Raw genomic sequence first — 16228 nt, forward strand, 5'->3', positions numbered from 1 at the left:
ACCGGCACCAGGCATGTTCCGCATGAAATTCGACTGCCGCGCTGGTCACGGCCTGGGGGAGTGGGGGCATCCACCCGGCCTTAGATGCCTGGCGTGGCGAATGTGGCTGTATCCATGGCTGGGTCTCCTCACACTCGCAGGGCTCGCGGGCATCGTCGTGGTGATGCTGTTTACCGATGATGCAAGCCGCTCCCAGGTGTGGATGAGTCTGATTTCCGTGTCAGTGCTTATCGTCTTCTGGCCACTCGAACGACGATGTCTCAAGCTCCGGGACGCGAACATGCCCGGCGGTCTCGCCGATCATTCTCTCGCAGAGATACACGACATCTCCAGGATGAACCAGAACACGGCATTCACCAGTGAAACTGATCCCCCAACATAGCCCTCGTTGGAAAGCAGCCGGGGGGTGATAGCGTGCTTTCGGGCTACTATTTTTCAGACGAAGCTGTCGCTTGGATTAAAACGATCGGGAGTGGTGAGTCCCTGCAAGTCCCTCCACGGTTGTCGCTCAGGTAAAGGCGTAGCAACGGCCAGCCTTGGCGTAACCGACGATCGGCGGGGCTAAACCCAACTAGCGTCAGGGCGGGTTACTTCAGCTGACGGTCAACGCCGGGAGCGATCTCCTCCTGACGGTGAACTTGGCCGCGCCGCGTCACCAACCTCTTGGGTCAATACAGCCAGTCGGCCAGAAAGTCGGTCCTATAATGCGTTTCTCATAAAGCTAAGCTGACCGCTTCACCGCGCAGCCGTGTCTGCACTTTTGACGACTGCGCCGTCCTGGATGACGTAGTCCAGTTTCGATTGTGAAAGTACTGTGATGTCTTTGAGAGGATCGTCTGTGGTGATGATGAAGTCACCCCGGGCGCCGACCGCAATGGTGCCCAGTTCCCCTTCCCGTTGGATCAGTGATGCAGCGGTCGTCGTAGCGCTGCGGATGACGTCAATTGCAGGCATGACTTTGGCTCGGATGGCGAATTCCTCGGCCTGGTGAACCTGCATCCCGCCAAGCAAATCGCTCCCGTAGGTCAGGTTGATGCCTGCTTCGTGGGCTTTGCCCAGCGCCTCGTATCCGCCGTCAAGAACGGCCGCCACTTTCTCCCAGTTCTCCTGCGAAAGCCCGAACTTGCGGCCTTCTCTTTCCAATGCCCAATAGGTCACCAGGTTCATGGTGAGAAATGCGTTGTACTCCTTGAACAGTTCCAAGGACTCGTCATCGAGGAGGTTGCCGTGTTCAATACCGCGAACGCCTGCGCGCAGCGCGCGGTTGATTGACCGGCCGGTGTAGGCGTGTGCCGTGACGTAGCGGTTGGCTGCCGTCGCTTCCTCCACCGCGGCTTCAATTTCAGAAAGGGAGTACTGGGTGGAATCGATCCGGTCGGTGGGTGATGCGACTCCGCCTCCGGCCATGATTTTGATGTGGTGGGCGCCCTTGCGCAGCTCGTCCCTGGCGGCTTGCCGTACGGCATCGACGCCGTCAGCAAGGCGGCCGATGTGCGGGTGGCAGTAGCCTGCGTCGTAGGCCTGCCGTCCGCGGGGTCGCGGGTCTGCGTGTCCACCGGTTTGCGACAAGGCCTTCCCCGCGAAAAACACTTTGGGGCCGCGCAGGAGCCCTTCGGCCTGCGCATCGTGGATTCCGAAGTCAGCGCCGGCGGCGTCGCGGACGGTCGTGAATCCACGGTCGAGCATCTCACCCATGAGTTTGGCCGTGTGGAACGCAAGGTAGTTCGGCGACCATTCACCGAGCTGGCCAAGATCCGCGGTGGCAGCTGTCACATGCACATGGCAATCGATCAAGCCGGGCAGCACGAACTTGTTGACGGCATCAATAGCAGTCTCGCCTTCTGCACTTAGGTCTGATCCGATATCGGTGATGGAGCCTCGGGACACCCTGATGTCCGCCTTGTCATAGCGGCCTTCCGCGACGTTCAGGTAAGAAGCGTTCTTCAAAAGCAGGTCGTTGCCCATGGATTATTCTCCTGCTGCTTCCACTATGGCCGCGGTGAACCGGCGTGCGATGTCCACAACCTTGTCAACGTCCAGGCTTGTGTAGGCTCCCTCGGCATCCAGGACGTTCAACGCGGCAACGGTGGTGCCGGCCTGGAGGACAGGCGCGTTGATGATCGATCCGCAGCCCAGGCTGGATATCAGTTCAGCGTCCTTGAAAACACGTTCAACATCGGCAGCGGTCGGCCCGAAAAATGGTTGCTGCTTCACAAGGCATGCTTCCAGCCAGTCGGCCGCCACATCCCGTCCAACGTCCTTCCGTCCGCCCACAGGGTATTCGAGGGGGTGAGAGGAATAGATCCTTTCCATCTGCCGGCCCTGGTCGCGGAAGGCCAGAATGGTGAACAAGATGAATCCGACTTCCGCTTTCATGGCCTGCTCAACGTCATGCAGGTTCCCCGCTGCTCCGCCGGTCACCGGCGGACTCCTTCCCTGCCCTGGATTTCGCTGATCGTAATGTCTTCAAGGGACCTGCCTTTGGTCCGTACCGCGAAGAGCAACGTGCAGATGACCCCGACGGCAAGCACTCCTGTTGTCATGCCGAACACTCCCACGAATCCCCATTGCGTAGCGAAAATCCCGATGAGCAGCGGCGCAGTGATCGATCCGATCCGGCCGAAGGAAGAACTCAGACCCACACCCGTTGCGCGCAGCCATGTGGGGAAGACCTCAGGTGTGTAGGCGTAGACGCCGGCGTACGTTCCGTTCAGGAAGAAGGACAGCGCGATGCCCGCGGCAGTGATCCATGCCGGATCGGTCATGGAGCTAAGCCAGAATGCACTGATTGCTGAGCCGACAAGGTAAGTGGCAATCGTGTACTTGCGGTCGAACTTTTCGTTGACCCAGGCGGCACTGAAGTACCCAGGAATCTGGGCGATGTAGATGTAGAGCGAGAAGGTGAAGCTGGTGGTGACCGTCAGGCCTTTGCTGATCAGCAGCGTCGGGATCCAGGAGAAGAAGCCGTAATAGGAAAAGGTGATGACAAACCAGATCAGCCAGGTCACGGACGTGATCCGCCACATCTGCCGGCTCCACAGGAATTTGAGCGCTTTCCCGAGAGAGAATTTTTCCGGCTCCGGCTCTTCCGCATGGTTCGGATCTACCGGAGGCAGGGACTTTCCCGTGGACGCCAGCACTTTATCTTCGAAGGCGATGACTACTCTTTCGGCCTCGGCGTGCTTGCCCTCGTTCATCAGGAAGCGCGGAGATTCGGGGAGCGCCCGCCGCCACCAGAGCAACAAAACGACCGGGAGGAAGGTGATGACCTGAGCCCAGCGCCACCCTTCAGGAAATGCGGGGACAACGAAGCGTCCGATCAGGGCAGCGCCGACAAAGCCGAACGAAAAGAAGCCGGCCAATGCACCCAGGAACCAGCCGCGCCGATGACTTGGTACGAACTCCGAGAGGAACGGGGCGATGATCGCGCTTTCGGCCCCGGCCCCCAGCCCGGCCAGTATCCGCATGATGAGGAAGACCTCGAAGTTCCAGGAGACTGCGGCCACCAACGATGCGATCGCGTAGAGCGCCAAGGCGTACATCATGACCGCTTTCCGGCCGAACCTGTCGCCGAGGTATCCGGCCAGGAAGGCGCCGAAAAGAAAACCAAACGGTGCCGCCGAGGCGACAAGACCGAGCTGGGCAGACGACAGGGAAAAGGCCTCCCTGACGTCCGGTAGGAGGAATGCGACAACGGCGTTGTCCATGCCGTCAAACGTGTAGCCGAGCCCCCCAATAAGCAATAAGGCGTAATGCGGCCTGCTCAGAGGCAGGCGGTCTAGCCTCGCGGAAAGAGACACCCTGATCTCCTCAGAGGGCCAAAGTGAGGCATGGCCCAGCCCTGGAATGAAGACTGCCGCCATTTTAGGCCCGGGGGTGCACGCAATCAATAGTTCGCGTGACTCATGGGAAAGCTCCGTGTGTCGGAATACGTTGCCTCATCGGAGAAGGTCCGGGAAGAGGCTCCCCTCGGACATCCTTGAGGGATGCGACTGGCGATGAGCCAGCGCAAGGCAGTCACGGTGATCAAGGCCAGGCGACAAACGCCGATAGTGGACCTTCCGTCAACCTGGGTGAGCCAGGGTGCTGTGGGGAAAATCCCGCAGCGGACTTTCGCCTGCGATCGGCTAAATGGACGACCACCACGTCACCGATAGGCTCAGGAGTGTAGCGCTTTATGCCGTCGTGATGCGGCGGGTGAGCGTCAGCTCGGCGGTCACAAGGTCCGGGGCTGGCCTCCGGCCTCGGGAAGGGTGCAGATGTGCCCGTCGGCGTCTATGGGGTAGCCGCAGAGCGAGCAGATCGGACGCCCGGCGCCCACGACCTCACGGGTGCGCTTGGCGAATGCGCGGGCAGTGCCGACCGGCATCCGCACCAGCAGCATTTCGGTCTCGTTAGGGCCGTTCTCATCAAGGGATTCATCGTCGTCATCAGCATCGACATCGCTGATGGGGTAGGCCTCTATTACGACCTGCGCCGTCGTTGGGTCCCAACCTAAGCTCATGGCGCCGGTCCGAAACTGTTCCTGAACGGCCTCGAGCTGGTCATTATCGACAAGTTCAATGGGGGTACTCGTGGGAACGCTGAAGGGGTTGTTTTCGATGGTGATGAGCTGGTCGAGAATTTCGTCGATCTTCTCGGCGAGCAGAGCCGACTGCTGCTTCTCCAGGGCAATGCTCACGATCTGTCGCCCTGCGCGCACCTGCAGGTAGAACGTGCGCGCCCCCGGAAGGCCAATGGTGCCAACGACGACCCGATCGGGCCAGGCAAACTCGTGAACACGTGTAGGCATGTCAGTATTTTAGGCACGTGAGGTTCATGGTGCCTTTTGCCCTGCACCGCCTCCCACGAGTGCATCGCCAGGGGGACGCCGTTCGACAGCCACGACAGGTCGCCCCCTTCGGTGTTGGCCGCATAGACGCTCGTCGACTTACGCCGCAGGCACGATCGGTACGGAGCGGGGGCCCACGGTTAATGCGCTGGAACAGGTCAAGGTGCATGCCGAACGAGTCGGCGAGGATTGACTTGATGATCTCACCGTGACTCACCGCCACTCACACGGCCCCTAGCCCGTACTCGGCTTCGAAGGCTGTATCGGGGCATCGAATCGCTGCCACCGACCGAGCCTGCATCGCTGCGATGGATTTACCGTCGGAAAGATGACGGCGGACAGGTCGCGGACCGGCTCGGGCAGACGGATCGAATCCTGATCTGCCTTCAGCCACCGGGTCTCCTGCAACTGCTGTCATGCTTCCACCGTCGCGCGGAGAGCATGCCGTATCAACGCCCAAATCACAGACTTAATCACAAGCCGAAACGCCAATAGTTGTGATTCCGTCGTGCTGGGACGTCTTGGGCCTTATTGCCGTCCGGTGCTCGATAGGGCGAGGTGCGGGTCATGCCCTCTTCGGTTGTCTCGACAATGAGATGTTCGAAGGAGGTCGCAATCGCTATGACGCTCACTGAACCCCAGCCCTTGGCCTGCACCGCACATCAATGCCCGCCCAAGCTCGTGCGGCGGGTTCCGGCTCAACCCGGAAATTGGTGCCATGGGGGATGGCAGTGCACGGTGAGGCAGGACTCGTTCTGGCGAAGGGCGGCTGCACCTCGCTTGGCCAAAGCAGAGAAATGCTCACAAAAAGGGGGTGTGGACAGTGTCCACACCTTGGGCTTCGGATTCGGTTGTACCGGTATCGGACAGGGCCGGATTGTGGATGTTTCTGGGGGAGTGGCGGATTTTCAGAGGGAGCGGCTGGTTCGAGTCCCACCTCGGGCACGTGTTTTCCCTGTTCAGGGGCTTATGAGCCTCTGAGTGTGGACAAACTGTTCACTTGTGGGCCCCTTCGGGGGCCTTTTTCTATTGGTGGCCGGTGCTGTGGCCGGCTGGCTCCTTCCTTCTCTGGTCGGCGGTCTTGGTGCTTGTTACCTGTTCATGGACGTGACTGGCTGGGGCAACATGACCTGAGAAAATTTCTGGTGGGATTTCTTTTCTTGGTTGTTGGGTGTTCACCAGGCTTCTCCTTATCGGTTCGTGGTTGCTGTTCTGCCTGTTCATGGTGGGTCTGGGGGAGTGCGACATGGCTTGCGGCCAGCTGTTCGAGAATCGCTTCTGCCGGGCTCCCGACGCTGCTCTGACACCGGTTTCGCGCCCGGCTTGGAGCCGGCATCGCCGTATATGTGGCCCATCAAGGTCGCACCACCTTTCATCCTGCACCCTGTGTTTTTGGGGACGTTACCTGTTCATGGCTACGTTCGGCGTCTACTGCATGACGCTGTACTCTCGTTGCCCGCCGTCTTTGAGCCGCTGCTGGCGGGCTGGTCTTTCATGTTCGTTCATGGCCAACCTCCTGGATGACTACATGACGGAAGGTGAGGCGCCGAAGCGCCCTTGGCCGTAAGAAGGCATGCTGCTGCCCCTGTCGCGCTGTCGTTAGGGAACGCGCCATAGGTGTCAGGCTGTCATCTAGAAATTTCTTGGGTCAGTGTCAGAAATGGATAAAGGGAGCCTTGTTCGGACGCTTCTAGGGCCTCTTCCTGACGTCAGGTTGGGGTCTAGTTCAACCGGACAACCGAGGTGCCATGCATTGGTCCGCAGCAATCGCACGGCCCCCGGTGGTGAATGGGGCTCCAGACGCCGTTGGTGGTAGCTCGGACTGTGAGAGGCGCTAGCTAGATATCTAGATATATTTTCGCTTACGCTCGCTTCCTCTTGGCGAAGATTGGAAGCCAGTGCAGTTACGCAGAGGATCCCGGGAAGGTTCCTGCATGCGGCTAGCAGCGTAGGAGCCGCGATCGGTCTTGCAGTTTTGCTAGACTTCTAATAATATTGAGGACAGGATCTTGAGGCCAGAGTGCGAATGCCGGCAGGAGAGAACGAGGCGCGGGGGCCGGAATGCGACCCTCGGGGCCGCATTCAGCAGGAACCACAACTAAAGGAGCTTCGACCAGACGATGACCGAGTTGCCACCCCACGGCGAAGTAAAACTCAGTGGCGCCGACTTCGAAAAGCTCGCTAACCTCTCCACGAGAGAGATGTTTCCTGAGTACGACGCGGCCGCGATGGCCCTGTGCTTCAACCTGATACGTCTGGCCAACAGAATCACGACCGACCTCGAAGTCCGTGTCCATCGCCCGGAAGGCCTCAGTTTTTCAGCGTTCAGGCTTCTATTCGCAATCCGAGCTGTTGGGGCAGGACATCCGAACGAACTGGCAAGGCTGTCGAGCGTTTCAACCGCTTCCATGTCGAGCTTGCTTAACACCCTTGAGAAGTATGGGCTGGTGAGCCGAGAGGCGGACACCGCAGATAAGCGCAAAACGCTTGTTCGGCTCACTCCACTCGGCGAGGCACGCGTAACAGAGCTCACGCGCAAGAACAGTCTGCGCGAAAGCGATTGGGCAGACGGGCTCACAAGCACCGAGGCAAGCATCCTGAGTGAACTGTTGCGGAAGCTTCTACAACACCACCCTCCTCGTTCCCAGGACAGGCGCCTCGAATCCGAATAGGCCCTGATTTGCCCACATACCACCCAGAACGTTCGGCTGGTTCACTGCAACTGGACGAGTACCATCATCGACCAGAGGCAATGAACCGGGGCATCACCAGGAGATCCGTTCCGGGGATCGTCGGGCTCCACCCGCCTCGCTACATCTTCCAGTTCAGCTTGCCGTCACGGTGAAGGAACGCAACAAGTAGCAGTAACAGGGGACAGGTCCCATGGAGAGCACCGCCCAGGCAGGTGCGGACAGTCAAATGTCAGATACCACGCGTCCAGTTCTGAGGAGCTTCGACGCTAACCGCTTACAACGAAGTGAGGAATCCGTGCAGTTTCACCATCACGGTTACGTATCCGGGGACCCCCGGGTCCAGCCGGCAGCAGGAGTAGGCACTAACAGGCCGGCTGAGCTTCCGGATGAGGTCGATGTCTTGATTGTCGGCACAGGGCCTGCCGGCATGCTCGCGGCCGCGCAATTGTCCCAGTTCCCAAATGTCACTACCCGGATTGTGGAGCGCCGGCCCGGAAGGCTCGCCATTGGCCGGGCAGACGGGATCCAGACCCGCACAGTCGAGACCTTTCAGGCCTTCGGGTTTGCCGAGAGGATCATCGCCGAGGCCTACCGGATCACCGAGACGGCGTTCTGGAAGCCGGACCCAGCGGACCCCTCCCGCATCATCCGCACTGCCCGCACCCCGGATGACCCCGCCAGAATCAGCGAGTTCCCCCACCTCGTCGTTAACCAAGCCCGCGTGCTGGATTACTTCGCCGAGTTCATGGCAACCTCGCCCACACGCATGTCCCCCGACTATGGCTTCGAGTTCCGTTCCCTCAACGTCGCGGACGAGGGGGAGTACCCCGTCACCGTGACCCTTCTCCACACCTCCGGCCCCCACGAGGGCCGGGAGCGAACCGTCCGGGCCAAATACGTTGTCGGTGCGGACGGCGCACGCAGCAAGGTACGGGAGTCAATCGGTTGCACCCTCGCCGGAGACCAGGCCAACCACGCCTGGGGCGTCATGGATGTCCTGGCCGTCACCGACTTCCCGGATATCCGCCTCAAATGCGCAATCCAGTCCGGTGTAGGCGGCAGCATCCTTCTGATCCCGCGCGAAGGAGGCCACCTCTTCCGTATGTACGTTGATTTGGGCGAGGTGGATACTAACAGCAAGGGCGCAGTGCGCAGCACCTCTGTCGAGGAGATCATCGACAAGGCCAACGCCATCCTCCACCCCTACACCCTCGACGTCCGCAACATAGCCTGGCACAGCGTCTATGAAGTGGGCCACCGCCTCACAGACCGCTTCGACGACGTCCTGCCGGAGGACCGCGGCACCCGCACACCGCGCGTGTTCATCACCGGCGACGCCTGCCACACCCACAGCGCCAAGGCCGGCCAGGGCATGAACGTCTCAATGCAGGACGGCTTCAACCTGGCCTGGAAGCTCGGCCACGTCCTGGAAGGCCGCAGCCCCGAAAGCCTGCTGTCCACCTACTCAGCCGAACGCCAGGTGGTCGCGCAGAACCTCATCGACTTCGACAAAAAGTGGTCCACGCTCATGGCGAAGAAACCGGAGGACTTCGAAAACCCCTCGGACCTTGAGGACTTCTACGTCCGCACCGCCGAATTCCCCGCCGGCTTCATGACCCAATACGCCCCGTCCATGCTGGTCGGTACCGCAGACCACCAGGACCTTGCCACCGGTTTCCCGGTGGGCAAGCGTTTCAAGTCCGCTCCGGTGATGCGCGTAGCTGACGCCAACCCCGCACACCTGGGCCACCATGCCACCGCGGACGGTAGGTGGCGGATCTACGTCTTCGCCACTTCCGCGCAGCCAGGCACCGGCTCCGCCACCGATCTGCTGGCCGAATGGTTCGCCAACGCGCCGGAATCGCCGCTCGCCGCGACCCCCGCAGAGGCAGACCCGGACGCCTGGTTCGACGTGAAGGTGATCTACCAGCAGGACCACACAAGCGTGGACATCGCTGCCGTTCCGACAGTCTTCAAGCCGCAGGTGGGCCCATTCAAACTGACCGACTACGAGAAGGTCTATGCCACAGACCCGAACGCGGACATCTTCGAGCTGCGCGGCCTGGACCGCGGCGGCGTCGTCGTCGTCGTGCGCCCGGACCAGTACGTGGCAAACGTCCTGCCGCTCACGGCAACAGCCGACATCGCCGCGTTCTTTGCACCCCTCCTGCAGCCACGGCGGACGGAGGAGCTCTCATCCTCCGCCCCTGCCTGACATGGCCACCGCGCACACAGCCACCACACCACCCTCAGTCCCGGACGAACACCTGGGACTGCAAGAACGCCGGACCCCGAGCGGCACTACCGCGAGCACTCCGGTGATTCCGGCCACCGCCCGACAAAGCCGTTAAGGCTCCACCGGCAAAGCTGCACCAGTTAGATCCCCGGGGCTACCCCGCTCACACCACCTGGAGAACCATGAGCACGTCCGCAACTCACAGCGCGACCGCAAACCAACGCCGCGTCGCCTTCGCCACCGTCATCGGCACTACCGTCGAATGGTACGACTTCTTCATTTACGCCACCGCGGCAGGCCTGGTATTCGCACAGTTGTTCTTCGAACCCGCCGGCGCCTCCATCGGGCTGCTATTGTCCTTCGCCTCCGTCGGCATCAGCTTCCTCTTCCGGCCCCTCGGTGCCTTCCTGGCCGGCCACTACGGCGACAAAATAGGGCGCCGGGCCATGCTCGTGCTAACACTCATCCTCATGGGCGCCGCAACCACTTTGATCGGCGTCCTGCCGACCTACGCGACCGCCGGTGTTGCCGCCCCGGTCATGCTCCTTCTGCTGAGGATCCTGCAAGGCATCTCCGCGGGCGGTGAATGGGGAGGTGCCGTCCTGATGGCAGTTGAGCACGCCCCCCGCGACCGCCGAGGCAGGGCCGGGGCATTCCCCCAACTGGGCGTTCCACTAGGGCTGCTGCTGGCCACCGGCGTTACAGCGCTCATGACCGGCCTAGTCTCCCCGGGAGCCGCCTTCCTCGAATGGGGATGGCGCGTACCCTTCCTGCTGAGCATCGTGCTCATTGTGGTCGGCTACTTCGTACGCCGCGCGGTGGACGAATCCCCCGTTTTCCAGGAAATCGCCGCAGCCAAAAAGCAGCCTAGGATACCGATCGTGGAGCTGTTCCGCCGCCACGGACTGCTCGTGATCATTGCCGCCCTGATCTTCGCAGGTAACAACGCTGCAGGGTACATGGCCACCGGAGGATTCATCCCCAGCTACGCCTCCAGTCCCGCCGTCGGTCACGCACGCACTGACGTCCTCGTCGCAATCACTTACGGTGCCGCCATCTGGCTCGCCTTCACCTACCTTGCCGGATACCTCTCGGACAAGATTGGCCGCAAGAAGACGTATTTCATAGGGTTCGGAGCCCAACTGCTGGCGTGCTTTCCGCTCTTCTGGATGATCAACACCGGTTCCCTGCCGATGCTCTACTTGGCGCTGACCATCTTTAGCTTCGGCCTGGGACTCGCTTACGGGCCGCAGGCTGCCCTGTACTCGGAAATGTTCCCAGCCTCGGTGCGCTTCTCCGGCGTCTCCATCTCCTACGCCCTGGGTGCGATCCTCGGCGGGGCCTTTGCCCCGACCATCGCCACAGCCCTGGTGCAGGCCACAGGTGGAACCGAGGCCGTTTCCCTGTATCTCGTGGGTATGACCCTAGTCTCCTTTCTGGCCGTCTCTCTCGTGCGTGACCGCTCCGGCATGGACCTTTCCATCCGGAATCAGGCCCAACAGGAAGTTGGAGCGCTCGTCTTTGACCGGCGCACCCCCGACACCTCAAATGAGCCCGTCCGCACCAACTGATCAAGCCCCCGCTTAGCGCCGGGGCTAACAGAACCTCAGAGACGGAACGTGTCTACAATCAGTCGGGAAACCGTCCCTCCAAAACCATCAACCTGTCACATTCAGTTCTAGGGCCTTTGTTGGAGCAGGTCAGGATACTTGGCCCATTGGATGTCAGGTTGGGGTGCACCGCACCTGACGTCACGCCCACGCTGCACGCCGTCTCAGAAATGTCTGGAGCCGCGCGGCAGTCTCTGGCTGTGCGGCAGCGCTAAGTTGCTTGCGCCCTAGGTGTCATCATCTAACCAGCAGAAAATGCCCTCGTTATCACGCAGGTGCAATGACAGTGCCTTCGCGATAATCGAAGGCACGACGTGTGCTTCCTGCGATTATCCAGACGACAGTGTTGTCTTCTGTTAGTTCATCAATAGTCGTTGGGTAGTGAAGAGACGGGTTCTCAGTGACTAAAACGGGCTGGCCTGCCTCAAGTGCTGACCAGTTTTGGGCTATTTGGCGCTCGATCATATCTAGGGTCCTTCCATTTCGGCAGCTTTGGTGGCCACTGTTGCGCGTGGCTGTCAGGAAGATGGCTGGGATATCGCCGCCGCTGACAAACTGTGTCAGTTGGCGTAGGGGTCGTTGATTCCGATGTATTGGGTGGTGGTGTATTCGGTGATGCCTTCGGTGCCGCCTTCGCGGCCGAGTCCGGATTGTTTGACGCCGCCGAAGGGTGCTGCGGCGTTGGAGATGACGCCGGCGTTGAAGCCGACCATCCCGAAGTCGATTTGTTCGGCCACGCGTAGGAGCCGGTTGAAATCCTTGCTGTAGAGGTAGGAGGCGAGGCCGTACTCGGAGGCGTTGGCGAGCCGGATGGCGTCTTCTTCGGTGGTGAAGGTGGTGACGGGGGCGACGGGTCCGAAGATTTCCTGGCCCAGGATCGCCGCGTCGTTCGGGACGTCGGCGAGGACGGTGGGCTGGTAGAAGTAGCCGGGTCCGTCCACGGGTGCGCCGCCGGTGAGGGCGGTGGCTCCGGCGTCGACGGCGGCACTGACGAGGGCGTGGACGTCGTCGCGGGCGCCGGCGTCAATGAGGGGACCGACTTGGGTGGCGGGTTCGGTGCCGCGGCCGGTGTTCAGGGCGGCCATCGCCGCGGCGAATCTGGCGGTGAACTCGGCGGCGACGGATTCCTGGACGAGGAAGCGGTTGGCGGCGGTGCAGGCTTCGCCCATGTTTCGCATTTTGGCGGCCATGGCCCCTTCGACGGCGTTGTCCAGGTCGGCGTCCTCGAACACGATGAACGGGGCGTTCCCGCCGAGTTCCATGGAGGTGCGCAGGACGTTGCCGGCGGCGTCGGCCATCAGGCGTTTGCCGACGGGGGTGGAGCCGGTGAAGGAGACCTTGCGCAGGCGGGAGTCTTTGAGCAGGGGCCCGGAGATGCCGGAGGCGCTGGATGAGGGGACGACGTTGAGGACGCCGGCGGGCAGGCCGGCCTCGAGCATGGTCTGCGCGAAGTACTGGGCGGTGAGCGGGGTGAGTTTGGCGGGTTTGAGGACCATGGTGCAGCCGGCGGCGATGGCGGGGGCGACTTTGCGGGTGGCCATGGCGAGCGGGAAGTTCCAGGGGGTGATGAGCAGGCACGGGCCCACGGGTTTGTGCTGGACGAGGATCTTGTTTTTGCCTTCGGGGGTGGTGAGGTAGCGGCCGTAGTCGCGGACGGTTTCTTCGGAGAACCAGCGCAGGAACTCGGCGCCGTAGGTGACTTCGCCGCGGGCTTCGGCCAGGGGCTTGCCCATTTCCAGGGTCATCAGCAGCGCGAAGTCCTCGGCGCGTCCGGTGACCAGGTCAAAGGCACGGCGGAGGATTTCGGCCCGGTCCCTGGGTGCGGTGCGGGCCCAGGAGGCCTGGACCGCGTCGGCGGCGTCGAGTGCGGCGATAGCGTCCTCGCTGGTGGCGGAGGCGAGGGTGGCGAGTACCTGCCCGGTGGCGGGGTCGTGGACGTCGAACGTGCCGCCGTCGGACGCGTCCTGCCACTGCCCGTTGATGAGCAGGCCGGTGGGGACGGACGCGAGGAGCGCGGCTTCACGCGCCGGTGAAACGGTGGGGGAAATTTCAGAAAGGGTCATGGAAAAAGTCCTTAAGCTTGTTGGCTGTCAGTAGCTGGCGGGGGTTTCGCCGCCGGAGGGCCGGATGTACTGGGCGGCGAGTGCTTCGGAGCCGCGGGCGAGCAGGGCGACGTCGGCGCCCACCAGGATGAAGTCGGCGCCGTTGTTGAGGTAGTGGCGGGCGGTGGCGGGAGCGAAGGCGTTGACGCCGGCGGGTTTGCCCGCTGCCTTTGCGGCCGCGATGCAGTGTTCGACGGCGGCGCGCACCTCGGGGTGTTCCTGCTCGCCGAGCAGTCCCATGGAGGCGGCGAGGTCGGAGGGCCCCACGAAGATGGCGTCCACGCCGTCGACCTTCAGGATGTCCGCCACCGCCTCAACCGCCGCGGTGGATTCGATCTGGACCGTGACGCTGATGGTGTCCGTGGCCCGGGCCAGGTAATCGGGGACGCGGTTCCAGCGTGCGGCGCGGGCCAGCGCGGAGCCGACGCCGCGGACCCCGTGCGGCGGGTAGCGGGTGGCAGCCACCGCGGCCTCGGCCTCGGCCACGGAGTTGACCATAGGGACCAGCAGGTTCTGCACGCCAAGGTCAAGGTACTGCTTGATCAGCACGGTGTCGTTCACCGGCGGCCTCACCAAAACCTGCACGGGGTAGCCGTGGATGGCCTGGAGCTGGGCGAGGATGGATTCGAGGCCGTTGGGGCTGTGTTCGGCGTCCACCAGGAGCCAGTCCAGGCCGGACCCGGCGCAGAGCTCGGCGATGAGCGGGCTGCCGGAGCAGACCCACATCCCCGCCAGCGGCCGCTCCGCCGCAGCGAGTGCGGACCGGAAGGTGTCGTCTACTCGAAGCGGCATGTGACGCTCCCGAGGGGTCCGTAGTCGGCGTGGACGGTGTCGCCCTTGTAGACCCAGAGCGGGCGGGTGAAGGATCCTGCCAGGATGATGTCGCCGGCTTTCATGGCGTCCCCGTGCGCGGCGATCTTGTTGGCCAGCCAGTGCACGCCGTTGGCCGGGTGGTCCAGGACGCCGGCGGCGACGCCGGTTTCCTCGACGGTCTGGTTCTTATACAGGATCGCGGAGACCCAGCGGAGGTCGACGGCGTCCGGCTTCACCGGGCGGCCGCCCACCACCATGGCGCCCATGGCGGCGTTGTCGGAGATGGTGTCCACGATGGTCCGGCCCTCCATCTCGATCCGGGAGTCCAGGATTTCGAGGGCCGGGACCACGTAGTCGGTGGCGTTCAGGACGTCGAAGATGGTGCAGCCGGGGCCCTTGAGCCCGTCCTTCAGGACGAACGCCAGTTCCACCTCCACACGGGGATGGGTGTATTTGTCCCACTCCACGGAGCAGCCGGTTTCGAGCACCATGTCATCAAAAATCGCACCGTAGTCCGGTTCGGTGATGCCGGTGGCAGCCTGCATGGTCCTGGACGTGAGGCCGATCTTGCGCCCCACCAGGGTCCGGCCGGCGTCCTCGTTGCGGCGCCGCCACAGCTGCTGCACCGCGTAGGAGTCCTCCACCGTCATCTCCGGATAACGAGCAGTCAGGCGGGGCACCGGGGTGCGGGTCCGGCCAGCCTCCACCAGCTCATCCGCAATGGCCTCAATCGTCTTCGCGTCCAACATTCATAAGCTCCTCACGGGCGGACAGGTCAGTCTGTGGTGAGGGCGGCCGGTCCCGCAGCTGCGGTACAGGGCCGGCCACCCGGTCTGGGGCTAGACCTGGGCTCCCAGCTTGAAGCCCTCCACTGCCGCGGAGGTCTCGTCCTTGCGGGTGTAGGAGAAGCCGTCGGCGCCCACGGTGACGGCCATTTCGGAGGCATCGGTGCGCTCGATGACCGGCTGCGGGTTGCCGTCCAGGTCCAGGACCAGGGAGGCCTCGGTGTACCAGGACGGGACCACGGGGTTGCCCCACCAGTCGCGGCGCTGATTGTCGTGGACGTCCCAGGTGACCGTGGGGTTGTCCGGGTCGCCGGTGTAGTAGTCCTGGGTGTAGATCTCGATGCGGTGGCCGTCCGGGTCAAAGATGTAGAGGTAGAACGCGTTGGACACGCCGTGCCGGCCGGGGCCGCGTTCAATCCGGTCGCTGATGCGCAGGGCGCCCATCTTGTCGCAGATCTGGATGATGTTGTGCTTCTCGTGCGTGGCGAAGGCGACGTGGTGCATGCGCGGGCCGTTGCCGCCGGTGAGGGCGGTGTCATGGACGGTCTGCTTGCGGTGCATCCACGCGGCGTAGGTGACGCCGTCGGAGTCCTTAATGTCCTCGGAGACGCGGAAGCCGAGGTCCTCCAGGTACTTCCGGCCCTTGGGGACGTCCGGGGTGACCTGGTTGAAGTGGTCCAGTCGGACCAGTTCACCGGCGGAGTAGAGGTCGTAGCGCTGGGTGAGGCGCTCCACGTGCTCGGTCTCGTAGAAGAACTCGTACGGGAAGCCCAGCGGGTCCTCGACGCGGACGGAATCGCCGATGCCCTTGGTGAAGCCTTCCTTGCGGCGCTCGGTGCGGCAGCCCAGTTCCTTGTAGTAGGCCTCCGCGGCGTCCACCTCGGCGGGGGACTTCACCCGGTAGGCGAAGGCGGCGACGGCGGCGATGGGTCCCTGGCGGAGCACCAGGTTGTGGTGGATGAACTCCTCCAGGGAACGGAGGTAGATGGTGTTCTCGTCCTCTTCAGTAACGTGCAGGCCGAGGACGCCGACGTAGAACTCGCGCGACTTGGCGAGGTCAGTAACCACGATCTCCATGTAGGCGCAGCGGACGATATCCGGTGCCGGAACGGTCGGGGTGGGAACGAAGTCGGTCATGATGTTCTCTCTTCTTCGAAA

At 62.6% G+C, this 16228-nt stretch carries 13 protein-coding genes and 1 pseudogene; 4 read left to right on the plus strand and 10 right to left on the minus strand.

Going from position 1 to position 16228, the window contains the following annotated elements; genetic code table 11:
• Positions 1-22: 22 nt before the first annotated feature.
• Positions 23-382, plus strand: coding sequence for a hypothetical protein (locus tag QFZ33_RS10955; RefSeq protein ID WP_307027362.1), 360 nt, complete (start codon positions 23-25; stop codon positions 380-382).
• Positions 383-735: 353 nt separating this feature from the next.
• On the opposite strand, the gene QFZ33_RS10960 is transcribed toward QFZ33_RS10955, so the two are convergent.
• From QFZ33_RS10960 to QFZ33_RS10980, 5 genes and pseudogenes are all read right to left on the minus strand, one after another.
• Positions 736-1965: a metal-dependent hydrolase family protein gene (locus tag QFZ33_RS10960; protein WP_307027364.1), complete on the minus strand. Its 1230-nt coding sequence runs from the start codon at positions 1963-1965 to the stop codon at positions 736-738.
• Between the two features lie 3 nt (positions 1966-1968).
• Positions 1969-2421 carry a GAF domain-containing protein gene (locus QFZ33_RS10965; RefSeq protein WP_307027366.1) on the minus strand — a complete coding sequence of 151 codons (453 nt, stop codon included), beginning with the start codon at positions 2419-2421 and terminating at the stop codon, positions 1969-1971.
• Positions 2418-3800: an MFS transporter gene (locus QFZ33_RS10970; RefSeq protein WP_307027368.1), complete on the minus strand. Its 1383-nt coding sequence runs from the start codon at positions 3798-3800 to the stop codon at positions 2418-2420. The genes QFZ33_RS10965 and QFZ33_RS10970 overlap by 4 nt, the downstream gene beginning before the upstream one ends.
• A 416-nt stretch (positions 3801-4216) precedes the next feature.
• A complete protein-coding gene (locus tag QFZ33_RS10975) occupies positions 4217-4792 on the minus strand; it encodes a DUF3090 domain-containing protein (protein ID WP_307027370.1) in 576 nt (191 codons plus the stop codon).
• 24 nt (positions 4793-4816) lie between these two features.
• A pseudogene (locus QFZ33_RS10980) lies at positions 4817-5170 on the minus strand (histidine phosphatase family protein); the annotation flags it as partial.
• Positions 5171-6951: 1781 nt separating this feature from the next.
• On the opposite strand from QFZ33_RS10980, the gene QFZ33_RS10985 reads away from it, so the two are divergent.
• The 3 genes from QFZ33_RS10985 to QFZ33_RS10995 all read left to right on the plus strand — a co-directional run bounded on the left by QFZ33_RS10985 (position 6952) and on the right by QFZ33_RS10995 (position 11331).
• Positions 6952-7503, plus strand: coding sequence for a MarR family winged helix-turn-helix transcriptional regulator (locus QFZ33_RS10985; RefSeq protein WP_307027372.1), 552 nt, complete (start codon positions 6952-6954; stop codon positions 7501-7503).
• Between the two features lie 316 nt (positions 7504-7819).
• Positions 7820-9739: an FAD-binding monooxygenase gene (locus QFZ33_RS10990; protein ID WP_307027374.1), complete on the plus strand. Its 1920-nt coding sequence runs from the start codon at positions 7820-7822 to the stop codon at positions 9737-9739.
• 203 nt (positions 9740-9942) lie between these two features.
• The gene (locus QFZ33_RS10995; protein WP_307027376.1) at positions 9943-11331 is read left to right on the plus strand and encodes an MFS transporter; all 1389 of its coding nucleotides are present in this window, start codon (positions 9943-9945) and stop codon (positions 11329-11331) included.
• 306 nt (positions 11332-11637) lie between these two features.
• Here QFZ33_RS10995 and QFZ33_RS11000 read toward each other — a convergent pair whose 3' ends face one another.
• From QFZ33_RS11000 to hpaD, 5 genes are all read right to left on the minus strand, one after another.
• Complete coding sequence (locus QFZ33_RS11000) at positions 11638-11835, minus strand: hypothetical protein (protein WP_307027378.1); 198 nt, start codon at positions 11833-11835, stop codon at positions 11638-11640.
• A gap of 95 nt (positions 11836-11930) precedes the next feature.
• Positions 11931-13433 (minus strand): NAD-dependent succinate-semialdehyde dehydrogenase, encoded by a 1503-nt coding sequence (locus tag QFZ33_RS11005; RefSeq protein ID WP_307027380.1) that lies wholly within the window; start codon positions 13431-13433, stop codon positions 11931-11933.
• A gap of 27 nt (positions 13434-13460) precedes the next feature.
• The gene (locus tag QFZ33_RS11010) at positions 13461-14264 is read right to left on the minus strand and encodes an HpcH/HpaI aldolase family protein (RefSeq protein ID WP_307027382.1); all 804 of its coding nucleotides are present in this window, start codon (positions 14262-14264) and stop codon (positions 13461-13463) included.
• Complete coding sequence (gene hpaH / locus QFZ33_RS11015; RefSeq protein WP_307027385.1) at positions 14249-15034, minus strand: 2-oxo-hept-4-ene-1,7-dioate hydratase; 786 nt, start codon at positions 15032-15034, stop codon at positions 14249-14251. Before hpaH ends, QFZ33_RS11010 begins: the two co-directional genes overlap by 16 nt.
• 90 nt (positions 15035-15124) lie before the next feature.
• Positions 15125-16207 (minus strand): 3,4-dihydroxyphenylacetate 2,3-dioxygenase, encoded by a 1083-nt coding sequence (gene hpaD / locus QFZ33_RS11020; RefSeq protein WP_307027387.1) that lies wholly within the window; start codon positions 16205-16207, stop codon positions 15125-15127.
• Positions 16208-16228 lie beyond the last annotated feature (21 nt).

Source organism: Arthrobacter globiformis (assembly GCF_030815865.1).
GTDB lineage: Bacteria > Actinomycetota > Actinomycetes > Actinomycetales > Micrococcaceae > Arthrobacter > Arthrobacter globiformis_B.

Coding starts and splice junctions, on each gene's coding strand:
- QFZ33_RS10955 (WP_307027362.1), top strand. CDS start 23: ATGAAATTCGACTGCCGCGCTGGTCACGGCCTGGGGGAGTGGGGGCAT.
- QFZ33_RS10960 (WP_307027364.1), bottom strand. CDS start 1,965: ATGGGCAACGACCTGCTTTTGAAGAACGCTTCTTACCTGAACGTCGCG.
- QFZ33_RS10975 (WP_307027370.1), bottom strand. CDS start 4,792: ATGCCTACACGTGTTCACGAGTTTGCCTGGCCCGATCGGGTCGTCGTT.
- QFZ33_RS10985 (WP_307027372.1), top strand. CDS start 6,952: ATGACCGAGTTGCCACCCCACGGCGAAGTAAAACTCAGTGGCGCCGAC.
- QFZ33_RS10995 (WP_307027376.1), top strand. CDS start 9,943: ATGAGCACGTCCGCAACTCACAGCGCGACCGCAAACCAACGCCGCGTC.
- QFZ33_RS11000 (WP_307027378.1), bottom strand. CDS start 11,835: ATGATCGAGCGCCAAATAGCCCAAAACTGGTCAGCACTTGAGGCAGGC.
- QFZ33_RS11005 (WP_307027380.1), bottom strand. CDS start 13,433: ATGACCCTTTCTGAAATTTCCCCCACCGTTTCACCGGCGCGTGAAGCC.
- QFZ33_RS11010 (WP_307027382.1), bottom strand. CDS start 14,264: ATGCCGCTTCGAGTAGACGACACCTTCCGGTCCGCACTCGCTGCGGCG.
- hpaH (WP_307027385.1), bottom strand. CDS start 15,034: ATGTTGGACGCGAAGACGATTGAGGCCATTGCGGATGAGCTGGTGGAG.
- hpaD (WP_307027387.1), bottom strand. CDS start 16,207: ATGACCGACTTCGTTCCCACCCCGACCGTTCCGGCACCGGATATCGTC.